The organism is Bacillus sp. NTK071, assembly GCF_017303315.1.
Taxonomy (GTDB): Bacteria; Bacillota; Bacilli; order Bacillales; family Guptibacillaceae; genus Guptibacillus.
The window spans coordinates 207872-232329 of the sequence record NZ_JAFKOI010000003.1; the positions used below are offsets into that span (position 1 = coordinate 207872).

Consider the following 24458-nt stretch of genomic DNA (forward strand, 5'->3'; position numbering starts at 1 on the left):
CTCTATAAAACACATTGAGAAATGGGATAAATATATCGTAGTAAGGGTATAGAAAAGAAAATAGAATTTGAGGAGCGCACCACATGAAAAAGAGACACTGGTATCAGAAGAAGCGTTGGATTGTGTTAAGTATCTTTCTGCTTATTTATGTAGGGGTGATGACCTATCATCGATTTAAGCCGTTACCAGAAGGGGTCTCTTACGCAGGAGAAGTACATAACCTGAACAACAATGACATTGAATTCCTTTATGATTTAACATACGACAAGAATGGCAAAGAAGTCTACGATCATAGTATTTTTGACGAGATCAATCAAACAATCATGGAAGCAGATGACTTCTTAATCCTAGATCTCTTCTTATTTAACGGCTATACAGATGGAAAACGGGATTATCCTAAGATAAGTGAAGATTTATCAAAAGCCGTTGTGAAGAAGATGAAAGAAAACCCGGATCTAGAAGTTGTTTTGATTAGTGATGAAGTGAATACAACTTATGGTTCACATCAAGCTAAACAGATTCAACGGATTAAAGATATGGGAGCAGAAGTCATTTACACAGATCTAAACCGTCTGCGCGACCCGAACTTGTTCTATTCAGGGATATGGCGAATGACACTTTCTTGGTTCGGTCAGGACGGATTTGGATGGCTTCCAAACCCAATGGCTCCTTCCGCACCGAAAGTCACCATGAGATCTTATCTAGAACTCTTAAATGTGAAAGCGAACCATCGAAAAACTGTCGTGACAGAAGATGCTGGTATTGTTATGTCAGCCAATCCTCACGATGCTAGCGGATTTCACTCGAACATTGCTTTTAAGGTAAAAGGACCGATTCTAAATGATCTCATACAATCCGAAAAAGCAGTTGCATCCTATTCTGGCGGTGATTTATCTCGTTTTCCAGACGAAACGATTCCTGAAACAGAACCAGATGATACTTCTAACATTCAAGCGCAAATCGTAACGGAAAGTAAAATTCAAGATAGCGTTGTAACAGCTATTGATGATGCCAAAAAAGGTAACATGATCTATATCGGTATGTTCTACCTTGCCGACCGAGATATTGTTGATGCTCTTGTCGATGCCGCTGATCGGGAGGTCGACGTGCGTCTTGTGCTCGATCCGAACCAGAATGCATTTGGACAGCAAAAAATAGGCCTCCCGAATCTCCCTGTTACGGCTGAGCTCCATAAACAGGATAAAGAACATCTCTCAGTTCGCTGGTACGATACGAACAAAGAGCAATTTCACACGAAGCTTCTCTATGTGAAAGGGAAGAATGAAAGTACAATCGTTGGAGGATCAGGTAACTATACCTCAAGAAATATGGATGACTACAATATGGAAACGAATATCCATTTGAAAGCACCAAATGAAAGTGAAGTTGTCAAAAATGTCGATAGCTACTTTGAACGAATCTGGTCTAATGAGGATGGTGTTTATACTGTAGGTTACGAGGAGTATCAGGATTCTCTCCCTGCCATTAAATACGTCATGTATATCCTTCAGAAGATCTTTCAGGTTACCACATACTAGCAATAAGAAAATCCCCGAGAACGATCTTCTTGGGGATTTTCTTCATTTACCTTGTTCTTTGTTTATTTCGCAATTTCTTCACAATCGGATAGATGATTGGACCATATTTAATAGCACGTTTAATTAGCTTTCTCATAAAAGGATACCCTCCTCCTGATAGTTGAGGTATTCCCGATATTTAATTTCATAAACGAAATAGAAAAAGGATATGCATGAATCTGGAGAGAAGTACAAGTTATTCAAGGTATTAGGGGGGGTCTTATAAATGATTAAACAAGTGAATCAGATTGGCATACCGGTTCAGAAAATGGAACGTGCTGTTCAGTTTTACAAAGAATGGCTTGAGCTGCAACTTCTATTCGAAACTAACACAATGGCCTTTTTCGAATGTAATGGTTTACGTCTTCTCCTTTCACTTCCAGAGAACAAAGCGTCTGCCAACAAAAGTTCCATCATTTACTTTGAGGTAGATGAAATTGAGGCCACTTACACTCGACTACAAAAGAATGGGGTAATATTTACGGGCAAACCTCATGTCGTCGCAAAAACGGATGATACTGAGACGTGGATGGCCTTTTTTCAGGATAGTGAGCAGAATACTCACGCCATAATGAGCGAAGTTTCACTAAAATAAAGAAAGGATGCCGTTCATCTCAGGCATCCTTTCTTACTGTGCAATGAGTAACTTAATCCTCGTCCTTCACATCGGGATCTTCAGGTAGCGGCTCATTTGCTTCTTCTTCCATTCTCTTTTTCATCTTTTCAAGCTGTTCAAAATGGGTGTTAAACTGCTCTTTATAAAGTAAATACTGCTCGCCATCGAATAGCGTACGAACTCGCTTTTCGCGTATTAAGGTTTCAATATAGGACTCAGGTAGAGAGAGATACTCTGCCGTTTCTTTAACCGTGAGGTACATAGTCATGCCTCCAATTGGCTTGATTAAGTCTTAAGGCTTATAGTGAATTACTACTCAAGCTAATGTCTTCTTCAAATTTTTTCGTATAAGATAACTATAGCATATAGGGTAAAGCTGAATAAGTGGAGGGATACAAGATGAAGAGTGGTTTTTATGTAATCGTTGGAATACATCTTTATTCTCAGGTGGCTGCGCGAATAACGGAGTGTCAGAACGAATTATTACCGGGGTAATTTTTTTAGCAACGTTCAGCATGAAAAAAGCTCTCCTAATACATCAGGGGGAGCTTTCACTTATCATTAAGGCTATCCAAAAGTGGAATACGATCTTTATAGCGCTTTATTAGTGCCTTGTTTGATTCATCAGATCCATCTATATTTCCACTATTAAAAATGGGTGGATCAATCCCTCGCTGAATTAACTTATTAATCGCTTCAACAACTATAGTATTCATCATTGTCAAACCAAGAATACCCGAGATAGAGCCGAAAGAGATATTATGCTCTTCATCGTGCATCACTGCATCCCCTTGTTTTACATGATTATCTAGAACAAGATCGACCATCTCATACAAGTATTGACCTTTTTGATGACGAGATGGCTGTCCAACTGAAGCCTGCCTCGACGTTAAACCGATTACAAACGCTCCCTTTTCTTTACTTATACGTGCTACATCGATAGGAACAGGATTACGTCCTGACGTCGAAACGACAATAACGACATCACCTTGTCTTATATCCTGTTCAGGCATGAAAGCTTCAGCGTATCCATTCTTTCGTTCAAATAAAGTGGATCGTGTTCCGCCTTTATGTAGCATTAAATTTTCAACAAAAATAGGATGAATTGGTACAAGTCCACCTGCACGATAAAAGACTTCTTCAGACATCATATGCGAATGCCCGCAACCAAAAACGTGGAGAATGCTCCCTTTTTCTATACTGTCAGCGATCACTTCTGCTGCGCGGTTTATAGCGTTGGTTTCTGCTTTCTCTATGACTTCAAGAGCATCCTTTACATTCGATAAGTACTCATTAATCAAATACCCACCTCCAAATTATCGTTTAAGCGTAATCATAAATTTATATCGGTCAGCTCGATAAGATGATTTCACGACTTCAAGTGGGGTACCATCTGTAAGTGTTGTATTTCGTTGAATAAGAAGAATAGGAGCCCCTTTTTGTATGTTCAGGTTATCCGCCTCGTGCTGGTTTGCAACAGACGACTCCAGCAATTGAGTAGCTTCATCTATTTTAATCGATAATTGATTCTCGATGTGGTGATACAACGAGTGTTGGACGATTTCTTCAGTCAAACCCTTCACAAGGTTTGCTGAGATGTACGTTTTCTCTAACGCCATTGGTATTCCATCAGCCAGTCGTATTCGTTTAATTTCGTAGACAGGAGCATGCTCCTGAATAGCCAACTGTTCAGAAATATAAGTTGAAGCAGGAACAATTTCAAAACCTACAAGCTTGCTACTTGGCTCCATTCCACGCGACTTCATATCTTCTGTAAAACTCGTTAACCCCATTAACTGCTGTTCAATTTTCTTCTCAGCAACAAATGTACCTACCCCTTTTTGCCGGTAAAGGTAGCCGGAGTTAACGAGCTCTGTTATCGCCTGACGAACTGTCATACGGCTAATACTAAACCGCTCAGCATACTCCCTTTCTGATGGAAGTGAATCACCTGGTTTTAGTTCTCCTTGTTCAATTAACCCTTTGATCCATTCGACTAGTTGATAATAAATCGGCAATGGGGATGTCTTATCGATCATCTTAGACAAACTCCTTTCAGGCTTGCTCAATACTTATAGCGCTTTTTGGTCAGCAATAATTGTAACATGTGGATGACAGTTCAACACCGAGGCGGGAAACGTTTCACGCACATCACCATTTAACAACTCTTTTAAGGCACTTCTCTTCGTATCACCAGATACAAGTAACAGAATTTCTCTACTTCTCATAATTGTAGCAATCCCCATCGTAATGGCTTCACGAGGAACATCATCAATTTGATTGAAGAATCGTGCGTTTGCTTCTCTTGTGGACTGCGTAAGATCAACAAGATGAGTATTCGCTTCAAAAGATGTGCCTGGTTCGTTAAATCCGATGTGCCCATTGCTCCCCAACCCAAGAAGTTGAATATCAATTCCTCCTGTCTTTTCAATTCGCTCTTCATATGCCTTACATTCTTCCACAAGATCTAGCGCTACACCATTTGGAAGATGAATATTGTTTCTTGGGATATCCAATTCTCTAAATAAATTCTCATACATAAACGTATGATAGCTATTTGGGTTATCAGGAGATAACCCCACATACTCATCTAAATTATAAGTCGTCATTTTCTTATATGATGTGCCATTCATGCGATGATCTTCAATTAGTCTTTTATAAGTTCCCCTAGGCGTTCCACCTGTAGCAAGTCCCAAAACCAACTCTGGATTTGTAGAGATCTTATCAATTAAAAATCTCGCTGCGAGCGAACTCATATGTTCATAATCGATTGCTTCAATGATCCTCATTCTATTCACTCCCTATCTCGTATAAGCTAGCTGACCCTTACAAAATGTCATAACCACATCCCCATCATCGTTCAGAAGAATGAAATCCGCATCTTTTCCAGCTGCTATACTCCCTTTTCGGTCATACACTTCAAGCTGTTTTGCGGGATTTTCTGCAGCCATCTTAATTGCGTTCTTAAGTGTACATCCCGTAAAAGCTTGAATATTACGAAGCGCTTCATTCATTTTCAATACACTTCCTGCAAGGGTTCCATTCTTTAATATTGCTTTCCCATCCTGCACCCAAACATTCTGACCACCTAAATCATAGCGTCCATTCTTCAAGCACTTGGCTCTCATTGCATCAGTAATAAGAATCACACCACTGTCTGACTTCTGCTTATATGCAAGCTGAATCATTTCCGGCCTAACGTGATGACCATCGGCAATAACTTCTGCTTTTAAATTCTCGCTTAATAATGCTGCTCCCACGACACCAGGCTCTCGATGGTGGAGACCTCTCATTCCATTAAATAGATGGGTCACATGAGTTGCGCCATTTTCAACAGCCTCTACTACTTCTTCATATGTTGCATCGGAATGACCAATTGAAGCTACAATGCCCTGTTCTGATAAATAACGAACGAGAGCCACTCCATCGCTCTTCTCAGGCGCTAATGTTACGAGCTTAATCGTTCCTTGAGCAAGTTCATTCCACTCCTTAAAAAGCTTAATATCAGGGTCTAGAATAGCATGAGGTGGCTGTGCTCCAGCTCGCTTAGCGTTAAGAAATGGCCCCTCTAGATGAATCCCAAGGACCTCTGCACGCCCTATTTGTTGCTTTCCATGTATGTACTCACCAGCATTCTTCATTGCTTTCTCTAAAAGGTGTGCCTTCTGAGTAATCGATGTAGCCAAAAAACTAGTTGTGCCTTCTCTTGGAAGAGATTCTGCCATCACATCAAGCGCTTCCGGCGTTGCATCCATGGTGTCAGCCCCGTTAACGCCGTGGATATGAACGTCAATCATACCGGGAAGCAAACTCAAATTTTTAGGTGTAGGGTAGACAACGTCATGATTCTCCGCTCGATTATCTGCTCGCCCAATGGCTTGTATTTTTCCGTTTTCCACTTTTATATAACCATTTTGAATGGTTTCTTGTTCGGCATATACCGTTACATTTTCAATAATAAAAGCCTTGTCGCTCATCATGTTAACCCCTTCCATGAGTTGTGGTATTTTAATAGTATCACCACAAAGTACAGTTGTCTATACCAGTGAAGTAACCAGCAGATTTAAATGCCCTCAAATTGGTATAGACAACTATATTTAAGGTTGTTATGATGAACATGACAAAAAAGCGTTTTCAAATTGTGAAAGGGGTTGAACGTTTATGCTCGGAGCTTTACAACGCATTGGTAAGTCATTAATGCTTCCAATTGCTGTACTTCCAGCCGCTGCCTTGTTGCTTAGGTTAGGACAGGATGATTTTCTTGGTATACCCTTCGTAGCTGCTGCAGGGGGAGCGATTTTTGAAAACTTAGCACTCATTTTCGCCATTGGAGTGGCGATCGGTTTCTCAAAGGATGGCAATGGTGCAGCTGGCCTTGCAGGTGCAATTGGATATCTCGTTCTTACACAAGGAACGAAAGCAATTGATGAGAATATTAACATGGCCATTTTAGGAGGAATACTATCAGGTATTGTTGCAGGACTTCTCTATAATCGCTTTCATGATATAAAACTACCTACATGGCTTGGCTTCTTTGGCGGGCGACGCTTCGTTCCGATCGTCACTGCAACTGCAATGATACTATTAGCTGGTATTTTCGGATTCGTGTGGCCGCCTATTCAAGAGGGCATTAACGCTTTAGGAGAATGGATTATTGGTGCAGGAGCGCTTGGGGTAGGAGTATTCGGGTTCTTAAACAGGCTACTCATTCCATTTGGACTACACCATGTATTAAACAGCTTAGTCTGGTTTGTGTTCGGAGAATACAACGGTGCAACTGGAGACTTGAATCGCTTCTTCGCTGAGGATCCGTCTGCAGGTATCTTTATGACAGGATTCTTCCCAATTATGATGTTTGGTCTTCCTGCGGCATGCTTTGCAATGATAGCTGCTGCAAAAAAGGATAGAAGAGCAGAGGTAGGCGGGATGTTAATAGGAATTGCATTTGCCTCCTTTTTAACAGGGATTACTGAACCAATTGAGTTTGCTTTCATGTTCCTTTCACCGCTATTATATGGGATTCATGCACTCTTAACAGCAAGCTCTATGGTTTTGTCTTATGTACTTGATATTCATCATGGATTCGGGTTTTCAGCCGGAGCAATTGACTTTTTCCTTAATTATGGACTTGCCCAAAAACCAGCCCTCCTTCTAGGAATTGGATTGTTATATGGAATCATCTATTTCGTTATTTTCTATTTCTTAATAAAGAAACTGAATTTGAAAACGCCGGGTAGGGAAGATGAGGATATGATGATTCAGACTAACAAAACGGAAGGTGACAAGTACGACATTATGGCTGGTCACTTTATAAGAAGTATTGGGGGTATTGATAACATCTCATCCATTGATAACTGCACAACTCGACTGCGTTTACAGATGAATGATATGTCAAAAGTTGATGAAGCAGAGTTAAAAAGGCACGGTGCTCGTGGTGTTGTTAAAGTTAATAATCGTAACTTACAGATTATTGTTGGCACAGATGTTGAATTCGTTGCTGATGCAATGCGTGGCACAAGTTCAAATCCTGCTACTAGTCAAGGCGACTCAACTGCACAAACTGCACTTGCCGAGCAAGATTTTGTAATGCCTGTTCAAGGTAAAATTATTCCACTAACAGAAGTACCAGACGAAGTATTTTCTGCAGGTATGATGGGTGACGGTTTCGCTATATTACCCGAGAATGGAACCTTTACTTCACCTGTTGACGGGGAAATTGTTAGCGTTTTCCCTACCAAACACGCGATCGGTATTCGATCCACGCAAGGGGTAGAAATTCTAATTCATGTAGGAATAGATTCAGTTAACCTTAAAGGTGAAGGATTCACAACCCTGGTAAAAGAGGGTGAAGCAGTTAAAAAGGGACAGAAGCTTATGGAAGTGGACATTGATTCCATTAGACGGTCTATTCCCTCTCTTGCTACGCCAATCATTTTCACTAACCTAAAAACATTGAAAGTAAAGAAGACAGGTAGCGTGAAGCAAGGTGAGTCAGGCATACTCTCAATTGATTAATATACACTCACAATCTATCAAAAAAGGCAGCAGGAATGATTCCTGCTGCCTTTTCTTATTACTTATTCATCCGATCTAGAAAGCCGCCAAGTAGATCATCTGCACTCTCTTCTTCCTCTTCAACCGCTGAACTTTGCTCCTGCTTCGCTTGATCCCAATCAAAATTCATTAGATCATCGTCAGAATCTACTGGAGCTTCAATAGTATCTGACACTTCTCTTTGCACTGCTCTGTTTGAAAATTCCTCTTGCAAATAGAGCGCCTGATCAATATCAATCGAGTTACTAGTGAACGATGCAAGGAGTGAGGCAGCGCGCAGAGGATCTGATAAAATTTGGTAAACGATGTTTCCGAGAAGCGCCTCTGAATGCTCATGCTTAAGCCAATCCCTTTGCGCCTTACTTAACCCTTTTGGTAAAGGAACGGTGATGGCATCGTTGTCGCGTCTTATCGTTTGAGTAACACCATCTAACACATACTCCGCAATGCGGCTTGAGAAGTTACGCTTTTCTTCTTCTTTAAGCTTTTGCAGTTGCTTTAGAATATGATCAGGTGTGTCAGAAGGAAGACGAAATGTGATTGCCTGTCCTCTCTGAATCCCAGTCATCCCCGCCTTTTTCATCAAATCACCCTACTAGTTTTTGACCTTGTGCTTTTCTTCTCTTTTTTCTTGAGGCTTTTCCTTTGTATTCTTTCTGTTGAAATCAGAAATTAGCTTATAATAAGCGTTTGACATCATCCAGATGCTCTCTTTCTCATCTTCAAAGAAGTCAATATTATAGCCATCCAGGTTGTTATTTAGCGTTTTAAGATAATCTTTCAAAACAATTGAGCCACCACCAACAAAATAGCAAATCTCAGACTGAGAGTTTTTCTGCCATACATTGCGAAGATGACGATACTGCTTCTTAGCAAGTTCAAGTAGAATACGATCTGTAATATCGTGAACGCTCGTACGACTACCGCGCACCATGATATGGTTACGATCATTTTTCTTCGTAATGATATCTACTACGTCACGACGGCTATCAAGCTCCACGCCATGCTTTGAGCGAATCTCTTCACGAATAGCTTCAAGTGACTCAGCTACTCCAATATTAAAGCCCTGTGCTTTGTCATCATCAACGTTTCTATTCTTAATAACTGCGATATCTGTTGAAAGTCCACCAATATCCTGAATCAAAATACGCTTATCAATCAAATCTTTATTAATAATATTAAGATCGTTGTCCATTACAAGGTTAATGTACGCAGCAAATCCTTCAGGATAAACTTTAACTTCATCGAATTTAATGTTTACCTTCTTACCCTGATACTTAGGTGTCACAAGAAACTCTACCTGATGAACTGATCCTAGTAATCTTGAACGATAGCCAACGTCTTTGCCTTCTTTTACTTCACGTAATGGAAGACCTGTTCCAAGTGTGTAGTTTGCATCAACAACACCATTTTGGTTCTTGAAGTTAGCAGAATTTTTCTCATTAACTGCATCTAAAGCAAGTGATGCAAAAAGCATAACGAGCGTTTGATCTTCTTCAGATTTCGCACTACCTGGATCCAATTCCATTGGGTTGTCACTTTTCGTTGCTAGATTACCAACACGATAAATGGCGTTATTATCTTTTAAAGCTGGCGAGTGAACACGAATGTGAATTCCGTCAAGCGGATCTTTCGTATCAAGCTCCTCTATTCCAATTACTGGACGATCTTCTATATCTCTTGCGATAACGTTTGGTATGTATAGGTCGGATTCAAGTTTTCCATAAATTCCTTTTAAAGAGTCATTACCTACATCTACTGCTGCAATTCTTGAATTACTCATTTAATGATCCACCCTTTCATTTTTAATAGTCTAGTATTTCTACTATTAACTTAAAAGTTATAGAAATATGTGACCCGCGTCAATAAGTCAATTTATCTAGTTTACAATTACGTTTACATGTATACAAAAACGTGTACTTGTAAACAAAATATGTATTCATGTAAACAATATTGTAAACACCTTATATACCAACGTGTGTACATCTTTGTATACTTGTATACGATTAATGTGTACAATGTATACAATTCTGTTTACTTGTATACATTAGTCGTAAACATTTTTTTGTGGAGATTTATAATCTCTGTCAAATGGACAATACTCCTCCGTCTAATGAAATATGTGAGCAGGTGGAAATGAGTCGGTTTTAAATGAAGAAGCGGATTAGCATTTTATGAGGAAATAAAATGAGGGTTAGAATAATGACCTATTAATAAAAGTGGAGGCCTCACTAAGAGAACCGCCACTTTCGCAATCTGTTTAGAGCAATCTAAACGTTACATTAAGGAGGCTAAAGAGGCTAAGCCTGCCCAAAACCATATTTTCAAGCCAATTGTTACAATGCCTGTTATTAACCCAGTAACTGCAAACCCCTTTTTAAATGGATTCTTCATACCAATTACGCCGAAAATAATTGCTAAAATGGCAAGAGGATATGGGATTAATGGCACTGCAAAGAGGACAAGGCCAATGATTCCTAGCACCAAGGCTGAAACTGCTAGACCGTTGCTCTGTTGCTGTTGTGTTACGTTAACATTCCCTTCCATTCAAATTCCCCCTTTAAAATAGTGTTCTCTCTTTAGTAACCTGTTTTTTTACATAATTGAATTTATTAAACAATTTTTATTTTTATTACAAAAACTTTATAGGAGCAAACAAAAAATGCGGTAGATTAACTACCGCATTATCTCAAAGTTATTGTTTTAAGAAGGCGTAAGATCAATGGCTCCCAAAATTAACTTCGGTATATTCTACTCATTAAATTGGAAAGCTTAATCCTGTTTCTACATCACGAATTTATTAACTATAAACCGTCTCTTTTTGATGAAGTCCCAGTGTAAGGGCTGTTGAAGAATGAATTTCTTCGAAAAGCTCAGGGTGATTCCCTATTAAGACGCCATAGGATGGAATCATTTCTTTAATTTTTGCTTCCCAATCTGATATGTGATTTGGGAAACACTTTTCTAATACTTCAAGCATAACGTGAACTGCTGTAGAAGCACCTGGAGAAGCGCCTAACAACGCAGCAACCGAGCCGTCAGAAGAGCTCACAACCTCAGTACCAAATTGCAAAGTTCCTTTGCCAGATTCCGTATCCTTAATAATTTGTACGCGCTGGCCTGCTACTACTGTATCCCAATCTTCAAGTTTAGCGGTTGGAATAAATTCACGCACTTCTTCCATACGTTTTTCATCCGATAACATAACCTGCTGGATCAGGTATTTTGTAAGACCCATTTCTTTTAGGCCAGCCGACATCATCGTTAACACATTATTCGGCTTTACTGTGTTAATCAAATCCATATTTGAACCAGTTTTTAAGAACTTTGGCGAAAAGCCTGCGAATGGGCCAAAGAGCAAGGTCTTTTCGTTGTTGATGTACCTCGTGTCAAGATGCGGAACAGACATTGGAGGAGCACCAACCTTTGCTTTGCCGTATACCTTTCCGTGATGCTGTTCGATTACCTCAGGATTTTTGCAAACCATAAAGAGCCCACTTACAGGGAATCCTCCGATTTGCTTCGCCTCTGGAATTCCAGTCTTTTGTAGTAGTGGAAGACTACCACCTCCACCTCCGATAAAGACGAAATCTGCAGTGTGGTACTCGAGTTTGTCGTTATTAATATCGTGTACCTTCACTTCCCATAAACCGTCTTTCATGCGCTTGATATCCTTTACGCTATGCTTGTAGTTAACCTCTACGTTTTCACTCTTCAAATGATCAAACATGAGGCGAGTTAGTGCACCGAAATTTACATCTGTACCAGAATCGATTTTTGTAGCTGCAATCGGTTCATCCGATGTTCGTCCCTCCATGATGAGGGGAATCCATTCTTTCAGTTTTTCAGGATCCTCCGAGAATTCCATCCCTTTAAATAGGGGGCTCTCTGACAACGCTTCCAAACGCTTTTTCAAAAACGCTACATTACTCTCTCCATGTACTAAACTCATATGAGGAAGAGGCATGATAAAATCCTGCGGATTACTAATTAAACCGTTTTTCACTAAATAGGACCAGAACTGCCTTGAAAGCTGAAACTGTTCATTAACCTTTACAGCTTTGCTAATGTCGATCGATCCATCAGCATTCTCAGACGTATAGTTTAGCTCACATAGCGCAGCGTGTCCCGTTCCAGCATTATTCCATTCATTCGAGCTTTCTTCCCCTGCAGAGTCTAGTTTCTCAAACACTTTAATTTCCCATTCAGGTGCTAATTGTTTAAGTAAAGATCCTAAAGTCGCACTCATAACTCCAGCACCGATTAAAATAATGTCTTTTTTTTGATTGTTGCCCATGATACCATTCCTTATCTCATTTATTTGTAAAAAGAGTAGGCGCTTATGCTCAAGTTTCGCATAAAGCTGGCCTCACTTAGGAACATACCTTTTCTATCTCCATTATAACCTTATCATAGTTCGTTATCATGTTTGAAAATGAAATTTCTTTAATAATTAGATAAGTTATTCCCTTTCTAATCACTCAAGGCACCTATAAGCTCTGATTCTGACTAACAAAAAAGGACAGTACTGTTAGCAGTACCGCCCCCCATTATTAATCCTTTTCTCTAGCCAATTGCGTATCTCGAATATTTTTCTGAATGGTAATGGCCGCAAATAGACTAAGAACAAATGACATACCATAAAATCCTTTTTCGCTTAAGATGATACTTCCAGCATTATAAAGTCCGATTGCCATCAGGGAAATGGCTGTAATAACAGCAAACCAACTGAGCCCATAATAGATGCCCGAAACCGGGATATCCTCTTCCTTGTCCCTAACCGCTTTTTGCAGGGAGACCGCTGCATACAGTCCGAATACCAATACAGCAAAGTAATACCCCTTCTCATTCAGTTCCATTGCGGCATTGAAAAGGCCAATCAGATAAGCGAAAACACCTATTACCAAAGCTGCCCAACTTGCCCCTTTAAAAGCTGCAGTCGGTTCCCCTTCTTTTCTTTCCACCTTGATCTTTGGCTTCTTTTCATCCATATTCATTAACGGATTTTCATTCATATCAGACATTAGCCGATCCCCCTTACCGTCATTCAACATGTAGGTTCCTACACTGCCCTATTGAAACCATTATAGCAATTTATTACAGATTTTGTTTATTATTATTGGATGAATATTTATTTACATAACAATGGGGTTAACACCTCATTGTTAATACGGCTAATTAGGATTACGATGAGCTGGTTAATTCTTCATCTGCTTTTTATTACAAAAACTACAGCTATTTATGATACGGTTCCCCTCGGTTAATTTTAAACGCCCTATAAATCTGTTCCACTAGAACAAGCCGCATTAATTGATGAGGGAAAGTCATTTTTGAAAAAGAAAGTGTATCATTCGCTCTCTTAAGTACATCTTCACTTAGTCCAAGAGAGCCCCCAATAACAAATGCCACTTTACTCTTTCCATAGGTAGCAAGCTGATCCAAATTGTGAGCAAGCTGTTCGGATGTTTTCATCTTTCCATCAATTGCGAGAGCGATCACATGTGCATCAGGAGAGATTTTACCTAGGATTCGATCTCCCTCAGCTTTTTTTACTTGAATCATTTCAGTTTCACTTAAATTCTCGGGTGCCTTTTCGTCAGCTACTTCAATAACCTCTACCTTTGCAAAAGGGCCTAATCGCTTCGTATACTCAGCAATTCCTTGTTTTAAGTATTTCTCCTTCAGTTTTCCTACCGTTACAATACTTATATTCATTTATTTATCCCCACTTGTTCACTATTTCGTAAATCCACAGAAAATAAACAGGTTATCCACAGATTTTATCCACATATACACAATTTTCATCCACATGTCGTGACCGAATATTAGTTCGACACTATATATGTTGCAGGATTATTACAATACTCACAGGTTGTGGACAAATTGTCCTCATCCCCCTGTACCTTTTCTAGTACTGGGAAATGACCTGTTTCATCGACTGCAACGTCTAGCGCTAGCTCAACATGATCTTCACAACAAACTAATTTCATATGATCCCTCCTTGTTCAATTGTTATCCACTGTGCATAAGTTTTCACCAAAAGGAAACAGGAGAGTTCCCCCTCCTGTTGTTTTTTAAGAGCTTTGCTGTTGCGCTAGTGTTAAATCTAACTCTTCTTTCGTTCCTTCACGATAAATGGTCAGTTTCACTTTATCCCCAATTTTTTTCTTTGTATAAAGAAACTTGCGAAGTTCTATCGAGTTTTTAATTTGCTTACCATCCATTGCAGTAATAACATCAAGTTCTTTCAAGCCAGCTTGGTCTGCAGAAGAAGTTGGGAAAACGCTCATCACAACAACGCCATAATCAATATCCTTTGGAAGCTTAAGCGATTCACTCCAATGATAAGTTGGGATCTCAGATAATGATTTAGTGCCAATTCCAATCTCTGGTCTTCTTACTTCGCCATAGGACTCTAGATCATTTATGATGGGAGCAGCCATATTAATTGGAATTGAGAAACCAATCCCTTCTACACTGGATTGCGCAATTTTCATTGAGTTAATACCGATTAATTGTCCTGATATATTAATCAGTGCTCCACCGCTATTTCCTGGATTAATTGATGCATCTGTCTGGATTACGTCAGCATTCCAATCAATCGTTCCATTTTGATCAGTATCAACCGGAAAAGATCGCTCAGGATTACTGATAATTCCCTGAGTGACTGTTCCTTCAAGGAAACCAAGTGGATTCCCGATTGCAATCGCAGGTTCACCAGGCTTCAACGTATCCGAATCACCAAACTCTGCAACCGTTGTAACGGACTCTGAGGGGATTTTAAGTACGGCAAGGTCCATAAGAGGGTCAGTGCCTACAAGCTCCGCAGGCACGCGTTTCTCGGCGTTTAAACTAATCTCAATCTGTCCTGCACCTTCAACAACGTGATTATTTGTAACAACGAATGCTTGCTTACCTTCTTTTTTATAAATTACACCTGATCCTGCGCCTGCCTCACCATAGTCTTCAGCCCAAAAATCCGTCTTTTGTAAGTTAATAACGCCAACAACAGCTTTACCTACATTTTCAACAGCAGATGTAATATCATTTGTCACATCAATTCGAAGGTCTTTCGTCTCTGCACCCTGGTTACCTACTCCGCTCTCTTCCTCCGGTTCAGGAGCAACTTCAGGAACAACACCAAAGTCAGATAGAGCTGGAACCGTGAAAAGAATTAACAATGCGCCAAGAACAGCTCCCAGAAGTCCAGCTAAAAACGCACCACCACGGTTACCTTTCTGCTTCTTTGGTTGATTATAATCGTCGCCATCATAATAGCCCAATTTCTTCACCTTTCCTTTCAAAAAAAAGGAGACCTGTGCGACAGCTGATAACTGCTTGAAAAAATAGATACAAAAGTCTAACGCTAGTAGCTATAACGTTGTGACGAGTGTTGGATTCATAGGATCAGTATCGTATAAATCGATTTTATCTCCAACCAAAAACCCACTTTGTTCAAGCGTTTGCTGAACAGACAGTCTTGCCAGGTCTTTCATGTTATTATCTTTACTTAAATGGGCTAAATAAATACGCTTCGTTTGATCGCCTATAACATCTGCTAACGCAGCTCCAGCATCTTCATTTGATACATGACCCATATCTCCAAGGATTCTTCGTTTCACATTCCATGGATAACGCCCCATCATAAGCATATTAATATCGTGATTAGACTCAAAAACCATCATATCAGAGTCACGAATTGTACCTTTAATTCGGTCACTAACGTAACCTAGGTCCGTTGCGATGCTTAGCTTTTTTCCTTCGTGATGGAACACATAGAACATTGGCTCGGCAGCATCATGGGATACACCAAAAGACTCAACATCAAGATCTTCGAAGGTTTTAACGGTTTCCATATCGAAATGAAACTTCTGATCAACAGGGATTTCACCAATAAGACCACTCATTGCATCCCAAGTCTTTGCATTTGCATAAATAGGCAGCTTATAACGCCTAGCAAATATCCCTAGACCTTTAATATGATCACTATGTTCATGAGTCACAAGCAACCCATCTAGATCTTTAGGATCAAGATGGGCTTTTGCAAACAATTCTTCTAATTTCTTGCCACTTAAGCCCGCATCAACAAGAAGCTTATGCTTCTCTGTACCGACGTAAATGGCATTACCAGTGCTCCCGCTTGCAAGCACACTAAATTCAAGAGACATATAACATTCCTCTCCTACTAATCTCCTGTGGAAGATTGAGGTGTTGAAGGTTCCGTTTCAACTTTTTTACGATCAATTTCTTCCTCTTTACCCTTATCACTGTCAGCATTTTCTTCCGAGTCACTAAATACAGTTTTTTCAATTGCATTAACATAATAATACCGCTCAGGTTTATCATTCTTTTTATTTTCCACTACCACTCGCCAAGTTGGAACAAACACGAACGTATCCCGCTCATCTTCACTTGTCACTGTATAGTAGCCAATTGATACATCTTTGACCTCATCATAAGCTCCAATATCTTGTTGGCTAACTAATAAACCAATCGTTTCAGAAATTGGATCAATCTTACGTTCTTTCACGATTTTTTTCAGATTTAAATACGTCTGAGTGTAAGAAACGACTTTATCATCTTCTAACGTCACGATAACCATTCCAGAATCTTGACTGTAGAGAGGTTTATCTTCATATGTTTCAACAAAGTAAACAATATTAGGATTGTTGGAATCTCTCCTAAAGTACTGATACTTTCCGCCTTCATAAACATACGTTTCTAAGAAAAAGGAATATGCTGAAGCTGCATCAGGATCACTAATGGGATATGGTTTTTTAAGTGTCGATATGAGCTTTCGACCATTTAGCGTAATATCTTGACTTGTATTTTCTTCGAGTGTTTTCTCTTCTTTTTCTGTAAAGGGATGAACATTTCCACTAATAAAAGCCATTTTCTTAGCCTGAAGAGAAGGATCATTATCATACGTTACATTTAAGTCTTTGAGCTGATCTTCGAGAGTAATCTGGTTCTGATACTCAAGACTACTCATTTCCGTTTTCTTTTTATATAAGTCACCTGCAAGAAAAATATTAAACACAAGGAAGGTTAGAATTAGTATCGTTTTTGTTCTATTCCAGTCCAAATGCTACCCCTCCTTGTTCATTGCTTAGTGATTGAATAGGGGTCCACGTTTGGTTTAACTTAATGTACCATTGTGGAACGAGAGTGAATTTTTGGGATTGATTTAGAGAACGATCAATTGTAAAACCAATTGTGATGTTTGTCATTTCACTTTGCTTGAAACTCCCCTCACTCAAGAGAGATAGCACCTCATCATAACCTGGTAACGCACGCTCATCTATTGGATTTGTGTATTGAATATTCTTTAGCATTCGCTTATACGTACTTACTTCATTGTTCTTAACAATCACATTAATTTCATCCAAGTCTTCTGAAGAAGAACTGAAAACAGGGTACCCTTCTGTATTTAAGCGAAACGTCATTTGATCTGTTTTAGTTTTAGAGGAAGTCCATTCACTGAGTAAATAATTCTCTTCACTAAAATCATTAATACGAAAACCGAAGTGCTTATTAATAAATCCATAAGCATTTAAAATCGGCGCTTCGTTATCGACATTTGTCGTAGACGGTGGATTTTCGAACGTCATGTACTTGTTTTCTAAAAATGTTAAAGTACGACTTCCATCTGTATGAACGGTTTTAATATTAAACGAGCTTTTTTCAACACGATCTTGCTCTGGAAAGAAAGCTTCTTTAAAATTCTGTTCATTCGCTAGTTCGTCTGTGCTTACCTCATAGGTCTGTATCACTGGTTTCTGAATAGGGATGTAGAAAATAGGCAAACCATCTTTAACTTGAAAAGCCTTTGCTCTTATGACTTGCTCTTCAGTTGACGCATTCTTTATATCAGAAAAAGAAAAGTTTTCTTCGTACCACTTCTCTAATCCATTAGATACTTCAACTGCTGCACGCATACCTAGCTCGTTTGACGTATTCAAGAATATAATCTCATTGTTTTTCCCTGTAGCGACTGAAGGGATAATAATCCGATCAAACTTTTCAAGTGGAATATCATCTTTTGGAACACTAATTAGCTTCTTCAAGACATTATTCGATAATAGAGTTGGAAATATAAGCTCAACATTATTATCCATTTCACGTACACTCTCAAGATTGTTTTCCATCGTTAAGGATTTGATCTTCGTTCCAGAAATAAAAGTTGTGTAGAACGGGGTAATCGTATCCGAATTGAAAGAAGTAAAATGTTGATTGTTCTTATGATAAACGATTTGGTTCGGCTTAACGACTTGATTAATGTCAACGTCTTCCACACCTACAGGACTTGCTTCTTTTGGATCGGTTTCTTTCTGATAGTCTGGTTCAAAGGTCCAAATTTGCCATGTTAGGAACAAACTCGTAACCACCAGAATATTTAACAAAACAGCTTTAAAATTCTCTATACGCTTCTTTGTAATTCTCATTTGTCCCCGACCTCCCTTATGCGTTTATAAGGGAGCGTAAAGTAGATCGTCGTACCTTGTCCCCATTTACTCTCTGCCCATATATCACCGTGGTGAGCGTGAATCATCTCTTTAGCGATGGCTAGGCCTAGCCCCGTACCTCCGAGCTCTCTCGAACGGGCTTTATCCACGCGATAGAATCGGTCAAATATTTTTGAAAGGTTGTTTTTAGGAATTCCCACACCCTGATCACTAATGCTAATCCTAATCTTCTTCCCGATCGTCCAACATCGGGCCGTGATTGTTCCACCTTCTGGAGAATACTTTATTGCATTAGAAATAATGTTATCAAGCACCTGTGTCATCTTGTCTTGATCTACTTTTGTATAGATCGCAACACGCGGTAGCTGTCTAACGATTTCAATGTTTTCGCGTTTAGACATTTCAAAACGGTCAAGGATGTGATCAAACATCTCTACAAAATCAACCTCAGTAAACTGTAATCGATATTCTTTCTTGTCCATTTTCGATAGCTGAAGTAAGTCATTCACCAATCGAATCATTCGCTCCGTCTCATTTTGGGCAACACCAAGAAAACGAGGAGCAATCTCAGCGTCTTGTAGTGCTCCCTCTTGAAGAGCCTCAAGATAGCTTCTCATCGTCGTAAGAGGTGTACGTAGCTCATGCGATACATTCACAACGAATTCACGACGCTCTTGTTCAAGCTGCTCCTGCTCAGTAATATCATGTAGCACAGCTATTAAACCATTAATAGGCCCGTCCTCTTTATGAATGATCGAAAAGTTAACACGCATAATAAATGTTTGATGGTCATTGCTTAAATCTAGAATCATAGAGTCAGGTCCATTATAAACATCATCCCACGTCTTATCTTCTGAAAACTGTAGAATTTGATTTAAAGAAGTACCGAGAACCGTTTCACGTGAAACGCTCATCATTTCTTCAGCACGATCGTTCATTAGTATAATCATACCTTCTCGATCCGTTGCTATAACACCATCGGTCATATAAGCAAGTACAGAAGTTAGCTTCCGGCGCTCACCTTCTGTAATAGAATTAGCTTCCTGTAGCCTTCTCGTCAAATCATTAAAAGCAAGGGCGAGCTGACCTATTTCATCCTCACCGTATACTTTAACTTTACGTGTGAAGTCTCCACGCGCCATAACAAGCGCCTGTTTCCTCATATCTGATATTGGACGTGTAATCGTACGAGAAATGATTATACCAAGCAAACCAGTTAGTACTAGTGCAATAAGAGCAGATTGCGCTAAAAGATTGTTCACTTGATCAGCCTGTTCGAATACCTGCTTCATGTCGGCTTGAATGTATACAGCACCTACAATCGAATTTGTTTCCCCTTTAATTGGGAGACTATAGGCAAAAAAGCGATCTCCGTCTTTATCAATGAAAATATTATTTTCTGATACTCCGTTAAGAGCACTATTAACAAAAGTATTTGTAGAACGTGACCCCTCAACGCCTTCATCATTAAGAGTTCCAACAATTTGTCCCAAAGAATTAACGACATGAATTTGACGAATTTCATCTTGTCTAAAATTCTCAATTAAATCATTGATTGTATTTTCTTCTTCATCACTTTTACTATTCACTTGACCAGAGGCACTATCAGCAAGTAGCTCAGCTCGATCCATTACTGATGAGATATAATTAGTCTGAAACTGTTCTTCTAGCTTCTCATTAAAGTAAACAGAGATAAACTGAATAGCAATAAGGATGAGCAATACGTATATTATGGCAAATTTAAAATGAATGGACTTGAAAAAACCAACCTTACCCATTTAAGTTTTATTGCTCCTGTTCCGGTTCACGCATGTAATACCCTACACCACGTCTTGTAATAATCCACGTCGGATGGCTCGGATTGTCCTCAACCTTTTCGCGCAGTCTACGAACCGTCACATCTACCGTTCTCACGTCACCAAAGTAATCATAGCCCCATACCGTTTGAAGAAGGTGTTCTCGTGTCATAACTTGACCTATATGCTTTGATAAGTAATGGAGCAATTCAAACTCTCTATGAGTAAGCTCAATCGATTCCTCTCGTTTCGTTACGAGATATGCATCAGGATGAATCGTTAGTGCCCCTACTTTAATTAATGAATTTGTTGAAGATTCCTTCTCAGGCTCTTGTTGGCGACGTCTTAAATTTGCTTTAACACGTGCAATAAGTTCGCGCGTGCTAAACGGTTTAGTTACATAGTCATCTGCCCCAAGCTCAAGCCCAAGTACTTTGTCAATCTCCGAATCCTTGGCCGTTAGCATAATAATTGGCATCTCATATTTCTTGCGGACTTCTCTACAAACCTCCATACCATCCCGCTGAGGTAGCATAATATCAAGAAGAATCATATCAGGATTCTCTTCCTCCACCTTCGCAATCGCTTCATCGCCATCGTAAGCACAAACAACCGTAAAGCCTTCCTTCTCAAGGTTAAATTGCAGAATATCCGCAATTGGTTTTTCATCATCTACAACAAGAATTTTCTTGTCCATTTTGAACGCTCCTTCTTTGATATGACAATATCAGTTAAACGTTGAAATTAATCATGCATCTTTTAGTCTATTTTATCATATTATGTAGGTTTTATTTACGATCTTCCCTACAGTCGTTCCCTTAACTTATAAAGCAAAAACTTTTTTGGTTGAGATTGTCTCAATAAGTACAGTAGTTGATTTCAGCTTCAATCAGCAAAGTTTGTTGCTTTTAAGAGATTTTTATAAAAGAGAACCCCACTTTATAGTTGATTGGAGCGGAAATTAACCACTCCTCCATACATATAAAAGAAAACCTTCAGTGTGAACTGAAGGTTATGTGCTATAGGAATTTCATTGGATTCTGTAGTTCACCGTTTTTATATACTTCGAAGTGAAGGTGAATACCAGTTGAATTACCTGTTGTACCCATTACTCCGATTTTATCTCCCTTTTGGACTGTATCCCCAACCGAAACAGACATGGAGGAAAGATGAGAATACGTCGTTTTAAGCCCATTATTATGGCTTACCGTAATCTGGTTACCATATCCACTTCTCGTACCTGCAGCTGTGACCGTTCCATTGTCTACTGTACGGATCGTTTTGTTAGAAACTCCTGCAATATCAATCCCTTTATGGAAAGAGCCCCAGCGCTCACCCTGCTTACTTGTAATCGTACCTCCAACGGCCGGCCATCCAAAAGATCCCGAACCCTTCGAAGAAACTTCCTTCGTACCAACCAATACCACTTCAGTAATAGGTTCGTTCTTTACTTCTTCCTCAATAAGGTCCTTCTCAACAACTTGTCCATTCTCACGTTTCATTTCATAAGTAACAGTCTTCGTTCCCACTTTTCCTTGCTGTGTTACTTTTTTCTTCCCTTTTTCAAGTGAATCGCTTTTCTTGGTTTTCGTATCATAATCGATCTCTTCATCGACTTCTGATTCGATCGTTTCCGTTACCGTTACGAAGTCTTGCTCTTTCAAAACTTGAAGTTGATCACCTGGTGTTACGTCTTCTTTGTTCGAAAGATCATTTCTTTTCAATAGATCTTCCTCTTCCATATCGTACTTATGAGCGAGATCTTTCAAAGACTCGTCCGATTCTACCTCGTGTTCAACTTCTTCTTCGAAGCCATTTACAAGGCGAGAGACACCATTATCCATTGTAATAATATCCTCAGGATTTATATCAACCTTATCTATACTTAAGTTTTCCTCAAATTCTAGTAAATCAGTGGGATGACGCTCTTCACCGGTTGCTAATAAATTTTTAGTTGTTCTTTCGATTTCTGTAACTTTTTCATCCGATAGAAATGCCTTTGCATAATTCCATAAAGTATCTTTCGCTTGTTTCTCGCTAGCAAACACGCCAACTTTCTCATCGTCAAATGATAGCTCAAATCCTTCAGCAATGAACGTTAATTCTTCTTCTAAACGATCAAGAGCTTCCTCATTATCATAGGAGGATTGAAATTGGGTGGTTTCTACGACTTCTACATCATTTTCAACGGTTAGCGCTATTCCTTTAACGTTTTGATCTTTCTTTAATTTATCTATGTTTTCATTTAACGTTTCTTCCTGATCGACTATACCAACATCTTCGCCATCTATATAAACGTGATAAACAGGCTTCATTAAATTGTGCACTGAAGCCCCAACAGGTTCTATCCATAAAAGCGTGCTAACGCTTGTTAAGATAATTGATAGCTGAAAGAAACGACGGACTGTTAATCTTTGCATACTGTTTCCTCCTGAAGTACTAAAACTTACTTTTAAAAAACTCACTTTTTGCACTCTACCATAGAACGGAAGTCACATGAGTACAAATGCTCAACTTGTAATAAGAATGTAGTCTTTTTGTCACGATCATGGCAGACCATGGTAATAAATTGGAATGTTATTCATCCATTCATATACTCGCACAACAAAAAAAGCATACTTCCCGAAGGAAATATGCTTTATCGTAAGTGGCTCCGGACGGAATCGAACCGCCGACACGTGGATTTTCAGTCCACTGCTCTACCGACTGAGCTACAGAGCCAATATGGCGGTCTCGACGGGAATCGAACCCGCGATCTCCTGCGTGACAGGCAGGCATGTTAACCGCTACACCACGAGACCAGTATGTAATGTTTGAAAACTGTGCACTTACGTTTGTGAGAAATAATACCAAGTTATGAGTTTAGGTTGCCCCTAAAGGGACTACAATAAAAATTTAACAAGGAAGATTAATCGACGTAGGTAAATTTTTGGTTGCCCTCATTAGGACTACCATTAAATTCTAACGAAGAAGTAAATTCGACGTAGTAAGAATTTGTAATTGGTTGCGGGGGCAGGATTTGAACCTGCGACCTTTGGGTTATGAGCCCAACGAGCTACCGAACTGCTCCACCCCGCGACGATATGAATGAATTGATGCTATGCCTGCTTCTTTATGCAGCGTACTGTTTCTTTCTCTACAAGGTTATGCTCCGTTGCGTATCCGTCGAAACAACTCGATGTTATTTCAATGATGTAACGCTCGTTGCTCCACCCCGCGACGATATGAATTCATCTTCTAAATAAGAAAATGGTGAGCCATGAAGGACTCGAACCTTCGACCCTCTGATTAAAAGTCAGATGCTCTACCAACTGAGCTAATGGCTCGTCATATATGTCTTGTAACGACGACAAGATTTATCTTATCACTGGTTTTCAGAAAAAGCAAGGTTTCTTTAAAATAAAATAAAAAAACAAGTGAGAGATAAACGTTGCTGATGTTAATTTACCCCTCTGCCTGTTTTTTTAGCCGCTCTTTCATCATCTCTCGAATTTCTTGTTTACGCCTATGACGCTTAATTGCAAAGCGATTCACTTCTTGAAAAATAAGAGAAGATTCTTTATCGGTTTTGAGATAGAATTTCACGCCAAAGAAATGGCTTGCTCTCGTATTAGGATCATTGGGATCGTTTGGTTTCCCCCAAACAACTTCACCCTTAATGTGAAAAGGCTCATCGTTCAGTTTTATCGCAAACTCCATATCTGTATGCATCGGTACTTCCAGGTCAACAGAAAAACCAAGGCCTTCTAGTCCAATATCATGAATATAAATTTTGTGATTGAATTCCAATTCAGCTGATGACGATTTTTCTACGACTCTCATCCTTGCAGCAAGTGGCACATCGAGCTGTTGGCGAAAGACCTGCCTTTTATTCCGACTCATACAAACACCTCATCAAACCATAACAATTTTGATAGTCCAAGTTTACCACAATCCACACGTTTCTGCA

General features: G+C 39.4%; 23 protein-coding genes, 4 tRNA genes and 1 pseudogene. 3 read left to right on the plus strand and 25 right to left on the minus strand.

The genetic code is table 11. The features are described from left to right. The first annotated feature begins 83 nt into the window (after positions 1–83). The gene (locus tag JI666_RS08715; RefSeq protein ID WP_206890841.1) at positions 84–1538 is read left to right on the plus strand and encodes a phospholipase D family protein; all 1455 of its coding nucleotides are present in this window, start codon (positions 84–86) and stop codon (positions 1536–1538) included. A gap of 46 nt (positions 1539–1584) precedes the next feature. Here JI666_RS08715 and yxzF read toward each other — a convergent pair whose 3' ends face one another. After that, positions 1585–1674, minus strand: coding sequence for a small protein YxzF (gene yxzF / locus JI666_RS22065; protein ID WP_491745569.1), 90 nt, complete (start codon positions 1672–1674; stop codon positions 1585–1587). Between the two features lie 129 nt (positions 1675–1803). Here yxzF and JI666_RS08720 point away from each other — a divergent pair, with 129 nt between their 5' ends. After that, positions 1804–2172: a VOC family protein gene (locus JI666_RS08720; RefSeq protein WP_206890842.1), complete on the plus strand. Its 369-nt coding sequence runs from the start codon at positions 1804–1806 to the stop codon at positions 2170–2172. A gap of 52 nt (positions 2173–2224) precedes the next feature. Here the strand turns inward: JI666_RS08720 and JI666_RS08725 are convergent, their stop codons facing one another. The 5 genes from JI666_RS08725 to nagA form a co-directional block, all read right to left on the minus strand. Continuing rightward, positions 2225–2455: an excisionase family DNA-binding protein gene (locus tag JI666_RS08725; protein ID WP_048311162.1), complete on the minus strand. Its 231-nt coding sequence runs from the start codon at positions 2453–2455 to the stop codon at positions 2225–2227. A gap of 289 nt (positions 2456–2744) precedes the next feature. Next, positions 2745–3494: an SIS domain-containing protein gene (locus JI666_RS08730; RefSeq protein WP_206890844.1), complete on the minus strand. Its 750-nt coding sequence runs from the start codon at positions 3492–3494 to the stop codon at positions 2745–2747. Positions 3495–3509: 15 nt separating this feature from the next. Further along, the gene (locus tag JI666_RS08735) at positions 3510–4232 is read right to left on the minus strand and encodes a GntR family transcriptional regulator (RefSeq protein WP_206890846.1); all 723 of its coding nucleotides are present in this window, start codon (positions 4230–4232) and stop codon (positions 3510–3512) included. 33 nt (positions 4233–4265) lie between these two features. Next, entirely contained in the window at positions 4266–4982 is a 717-nt protein-coding gene (gene nagB / locus JI666_RS08740; protein ID WP_206890847.1) for a glucosamine-6-phosphate deaminase, read from the minus strand. Between the two features lie 12 nt (positions 4983–4994). Continuing rightward, the gene (gene nagA / locus JI666_RS08745; protein ID WP_206890850.1) at positions 4995–6173 is read right to left on the minus strand and encodes an N-acetylglucosamine-6-phosphate deacetylase; all 1179 of its coding nucleotides are present in this window, start codon (positions 6171–6173) and stop codon (positions 4995–4997) included. A 181-nt stretch (positions 6174–6354) separates the two neighbouring features. On the opposite strand from nagA, the gene nagE reads away from it, so the two are divergent. Then, complete coding sequence (gene nagE / locus JI666_RS08750) at positions 6355–8208, plus strand: N-acetylglucosamine-specific PTS transporter subunit IIBC (protein WP_206890857.1); 1854 nt, start codon at positions 6355–6357, stop codon at positions 8206–8208. 58 nt (positions 8209–8266) lie between these two features. Here nagE and JI666_RS08755 read toward each other — a convergent pair whose 3' ends face one another. The 19 genes and pseudogenes from JI666_RS08755 to JI666_RS08845 all read right to left on the minus strand — a co-directional run bounded on the left by JI666_RS08755 (position 8267) and on the right by JI666_RS08845 (position 24391). Then, on the minus strand, positions 8267–8830 hold the full coding sequence (locus JI666_RS08755) for a hypothetical protein (RefSeq protein ID WP_206890859.1): 564 nt from the start codon (positions 8828–8830) through the stop codon (positions 8267–8269). A gap of 12 nt (positions 8831–8842) precedes the next feature. Continuing rightward, complete coding sequence (locus tag JI666_RS08760) at positions 8843–10030, minus strand: ParM/StbA family protein (RefSeq protein ID WP_206890861.1); 1188 nt, start codon at positions 10028–10030, stop codon at positions 8843–8845. 494 nt (positions 10031–10524) lie between these two features. After that, on the minus strand, positions 10525–10794 hold the full coding sequence (locus JI666_RS08765) for a DUF4190 domain-containing protein (protein WP_206890862.1): 270 nt from the start codon (positions 10792–10794) through the stop codon (positions 10525–10527). A gap of 253 nt (positions 10795–11047) precedes the next feature. Next, positions 11048–12571, minus strand: a pseudogene (mqo, locus tag JI666_RS08770) (malate dehydrogenase (quinone)); the annotation flags it as partial. Between the two features lie 229 nt (positions 12572–12800). Beyond that, a complete protein-coding gene (gene yiaA / locus JI666_RS08775) occupies positions 12801–13271 on the minus strand; it encodes an inner membrane protein YiaA (RefSeq protein WP_206890865.1) in 471 nt (156 codons plus the stop codon). Between the two features lie 211 nt (positions 13272–13482). After that, on the minus strand, positions 13483–13962 hold the full coding sequence (rlmH, locus tag JI666_RS08780) for a 23S rRNA (pseudouridine(1915)-N(3))-methyltransferase RlmH (RefSeq protein WP_206890866.1): 480 nt from the start codon (positions 13960–13962) through the stop codon (positions 13483–13485). A gap of 110 nt (positions 13963–14072) precedes the next feature. Beyond that, positions 14073–14237 carry a CxxH/CxxC protein gene (locus JI666_RS08785; protein WP_206890867.1) on the minus strand — a complete coding sequence of 55 codons (165 nt, stop codon included), beginning with the start codon at positions 14235–14237 and terminating at the stop codon, positions 14073–14075. Positions 14238–14321: 84 nt separating this feature from the next. After that, positions 14322–15530, minus strand: coding sequence for a S1C family serine protease (locus tag JI666_RS08790; protein ID WP_206890868.1), 1209 nt, complete (start codon positions 15528–15530; stop codon positions 14322–14324). A gap of 90 nt (positions 15531–15620) precedes the next feature. Continuing rightward, positions 15621–16415, minus strand: coding sequence for an MBL fold metallo-hydrolase (locus JI666_RS08795; RefSeq protein WP_206890869.1), 795 nt, complete (start codon positions 16413–16415; stop codon positions 15621–15623). Positions 16416–16432: 17 nt separating this feature from the next. Continuing rightward, positions 16433–17332, minus strand: coding sequence for a two-component system regulatory protein YycI (locus JI666_RS08800; RefSeq protein ID WP_206890871.1), 900 nt, complete (start codon positions 17330–17332; stop codon positions 16433–16435). Then, positions 17319–18692 carry a YycH family regulatory protein gene (locus JI666_RS08805; protein ID WP_206890873.1) on the minus strand — a complete coding sequence of 458 codons (1374 nt, stop codon included), beginning with the start codon at positions 18690–18692 and terminating at the stop codon, positions 17319–17321. The genes JI666_RS08800 and JI666_RS08805 overlap by 14 nt, the downstream gene beginning before the upstream one ends. Next, positions 18689–20491 (minus strand): cell wall metabolism sensor histidine kinase WalK, encoded by a 1803-nt coding sequence (gene walK, locus JI666_RS08810; RefSeq protein ID WP_206890875.1) that lies wholly within the window; start codon positions 20489–20491, stop codon positions 18689–18691. The genes JI666_RS08805 and walK overlap by 4 nt, the downstream gene beginning before the upstream one ends. 7 nt (positions 20492–20498) lie before the next feature. Continuing rightward, positions 20499–21206: a cell wall metabolism response regulator VicR gene (vicR, locus tag JI666_RS08815; protein ID WP_206890880.1), complete on the minus strand. Its 708-nt coding sequence runs from the start codon at positions 21204–21206 to the stop codon at positions 20499–20501. 322 nt (positions 21207–21528) lie between these two features. Then, complete coding sequence (locus JI666_RS08820; protein WP_206890881.1) at positions 21529–22929, minus strand: M23 family metallopeptidase; 1401 nt, start codon at positions 22927–22929, stop codon at positions 21529–21531. Positions 22930–23157: 228 nt separating this feature from the next. Further along, positions 23158–23230: transfer RNA gene (locus tag JI666_RS08825), tRNA-Phe, on the minus strand. A gap of 4 nt (positions 23231–23234) precedes the next feature. Further along, a tRNA-Asp gene (locus tag JI666_RS08830) sits at positions 23235–23310 on the minus strand. Between the two features lie 200 nt (positions 23311–23510). Continuing rightward, positions 23511–23587: transfer RNA gene (locus JI666_RS08835), tRNA-Met, on the minus strand. Between the two features lie 172 nt (positions 23588–23759). Continuing rightward, positions 23760–23835, minus strand: a tRNA-Lys gene (locus tag JI666_RS08840). A gap of 118 nt (positions 23836–23953) precedes the next feature. After that, a complete protein-coding gene (locus tag JI666_RS08845; protein WP_206890888.1) occupies positions 23954–24391 on the minus strand; it encodes a PilZ domain-containing protein in 438 nt (145 codons plus the stop codon). Positions 24392–24458: the final 67 nt, after the last annotated feature.

Coding starts and splice junctions, on each gene's coding strand:
- nagE (WP_206890857.1), top strand. CDS start 6,355: ATGCTCGGAGCTTTACAACGCATTGGTAAGTCATTAATGCTTCCAATT.
- JI666_RS08755 (WP_206890859.1), bottom strand. CDS start 8,830: ATGAAAAAGGCGGGGATGACTGGGATTCAGAGAGGACAGGCAATCACA.
- JI666_RS08735 (WP_206890846.1), bottom strand. CDS start 4,232: ATGATCGATAAGACATCCCCATTGCCGATTTATTATCAACTAGTCGAA.
- JI666_RS08760 (WP_206890861.1), bottom strand. CDS start 10,030: ATGAGTAATTCAAGAATTGCAGCAGTAGATGTAGGTAATGACTCTTTA.
- JI666_RS08785 (WP_206890867.1), bottom strand. CDS start 14,237: ATGAAATTAGTTTGTTGTGAAGATCATGTTGAGCTAGCGCTAGACGTT.
- nagB (WP_206890847.1), bottom strand. CDS start 4,982: ATGAGGATCATTGAAGCAATCGATTATGAACATATGAGTTCGCTCGCA.
- nagA (WP_206890850.1), bottom strand. CDS start 6,173: ATGATGAGCGACAAGGCTTTTATTATTGAAAATGTAACGGTATATGCC.
- JI666_RS08720 (WP_206890842.1), top strand. CDS start 1,804: ATGATTAAACAAGTGAATCAGATTGGCATACCGGTTCAGAAAATGGAA.
- JI666_RS08805 (WP_206890873.1), bottom strand. CDS start 18,692: ATGAGAATTACAAAGAAGCGTATAGAGAATTTTAAAGCTGTTTTGTTA.
- JI666_RS08795 (WP_206890869.1), bottom strand. CDS start 16,415: ATGTCTCTTGAATTTAGTGTGCTTGCAAGCGGGAGCACTGGTAATGCC.
- JI666_RS08820 (WP_206890881.1), bottom strand. CDS start 22,929: ATGCAAAGATTAACAGTCCGTCGTTTCTTTCAGCTATCAATTATCTTA.
- yiaA (WP_206890865.1), bottom strand. CDS start 13,271: ATGTCTGATATGAATGAAAATCCGTTAATGAATATGGATGAAAAGAAG.
- JI666_RS08845 (WP_206890888.1), bottom strand. CDS start 24,391: ATGAGTCGGAATAAAAGGCAGGTCTTTCGCCAACAGCTCGATGTGCCA.
- JI666_RS08765 (WP_206890862.1), bottom strand. CDS start 10,794: ATGGAAGGGAATGTTAACGTAACACAACAGCAACAGAGCAACGGTCTA.
- walK (WP_206890875.1), bottom strand. CDS start 20,491: ATGGGTAAGGTTGGTTTTTTCAAGTCCATTCATTTTAAATTTGCCATA.
- rlmH (WP_206890866.1), bottom strand. CDS start 13,962: ATGAATATAAGTATTGTAACGGTAGGAAAACTGAAGGAGAAATACTTA.
- JI666_RS08715 (WP_206890841.1), top strand. CDS start 84: ATGAAAAAGAGACACTGGTATCAGAAGAAGCGTTGGATTGTGTTAAGT.
- JI666_RS08725 (WP_048311162.1), bottom strand. CDS start 2,455: ATGTACCTCACGGTTAAAGAAACGGCAGAGTATCTCTCTCTACCTGAG.
- yxzF (WP_491745569.1), bottom strand. CDS start 1,674: ATGAGAAAGCTAATTAAACGTGCTATTAAATATGGTCCAATCATCTAT.
- vicR (WP_206890880.1), bottom strand. CDS start 21,206: ATGGACAAGAAAATTCTTGTTGTAGATGATGAAAAACCAATTGCGGAT.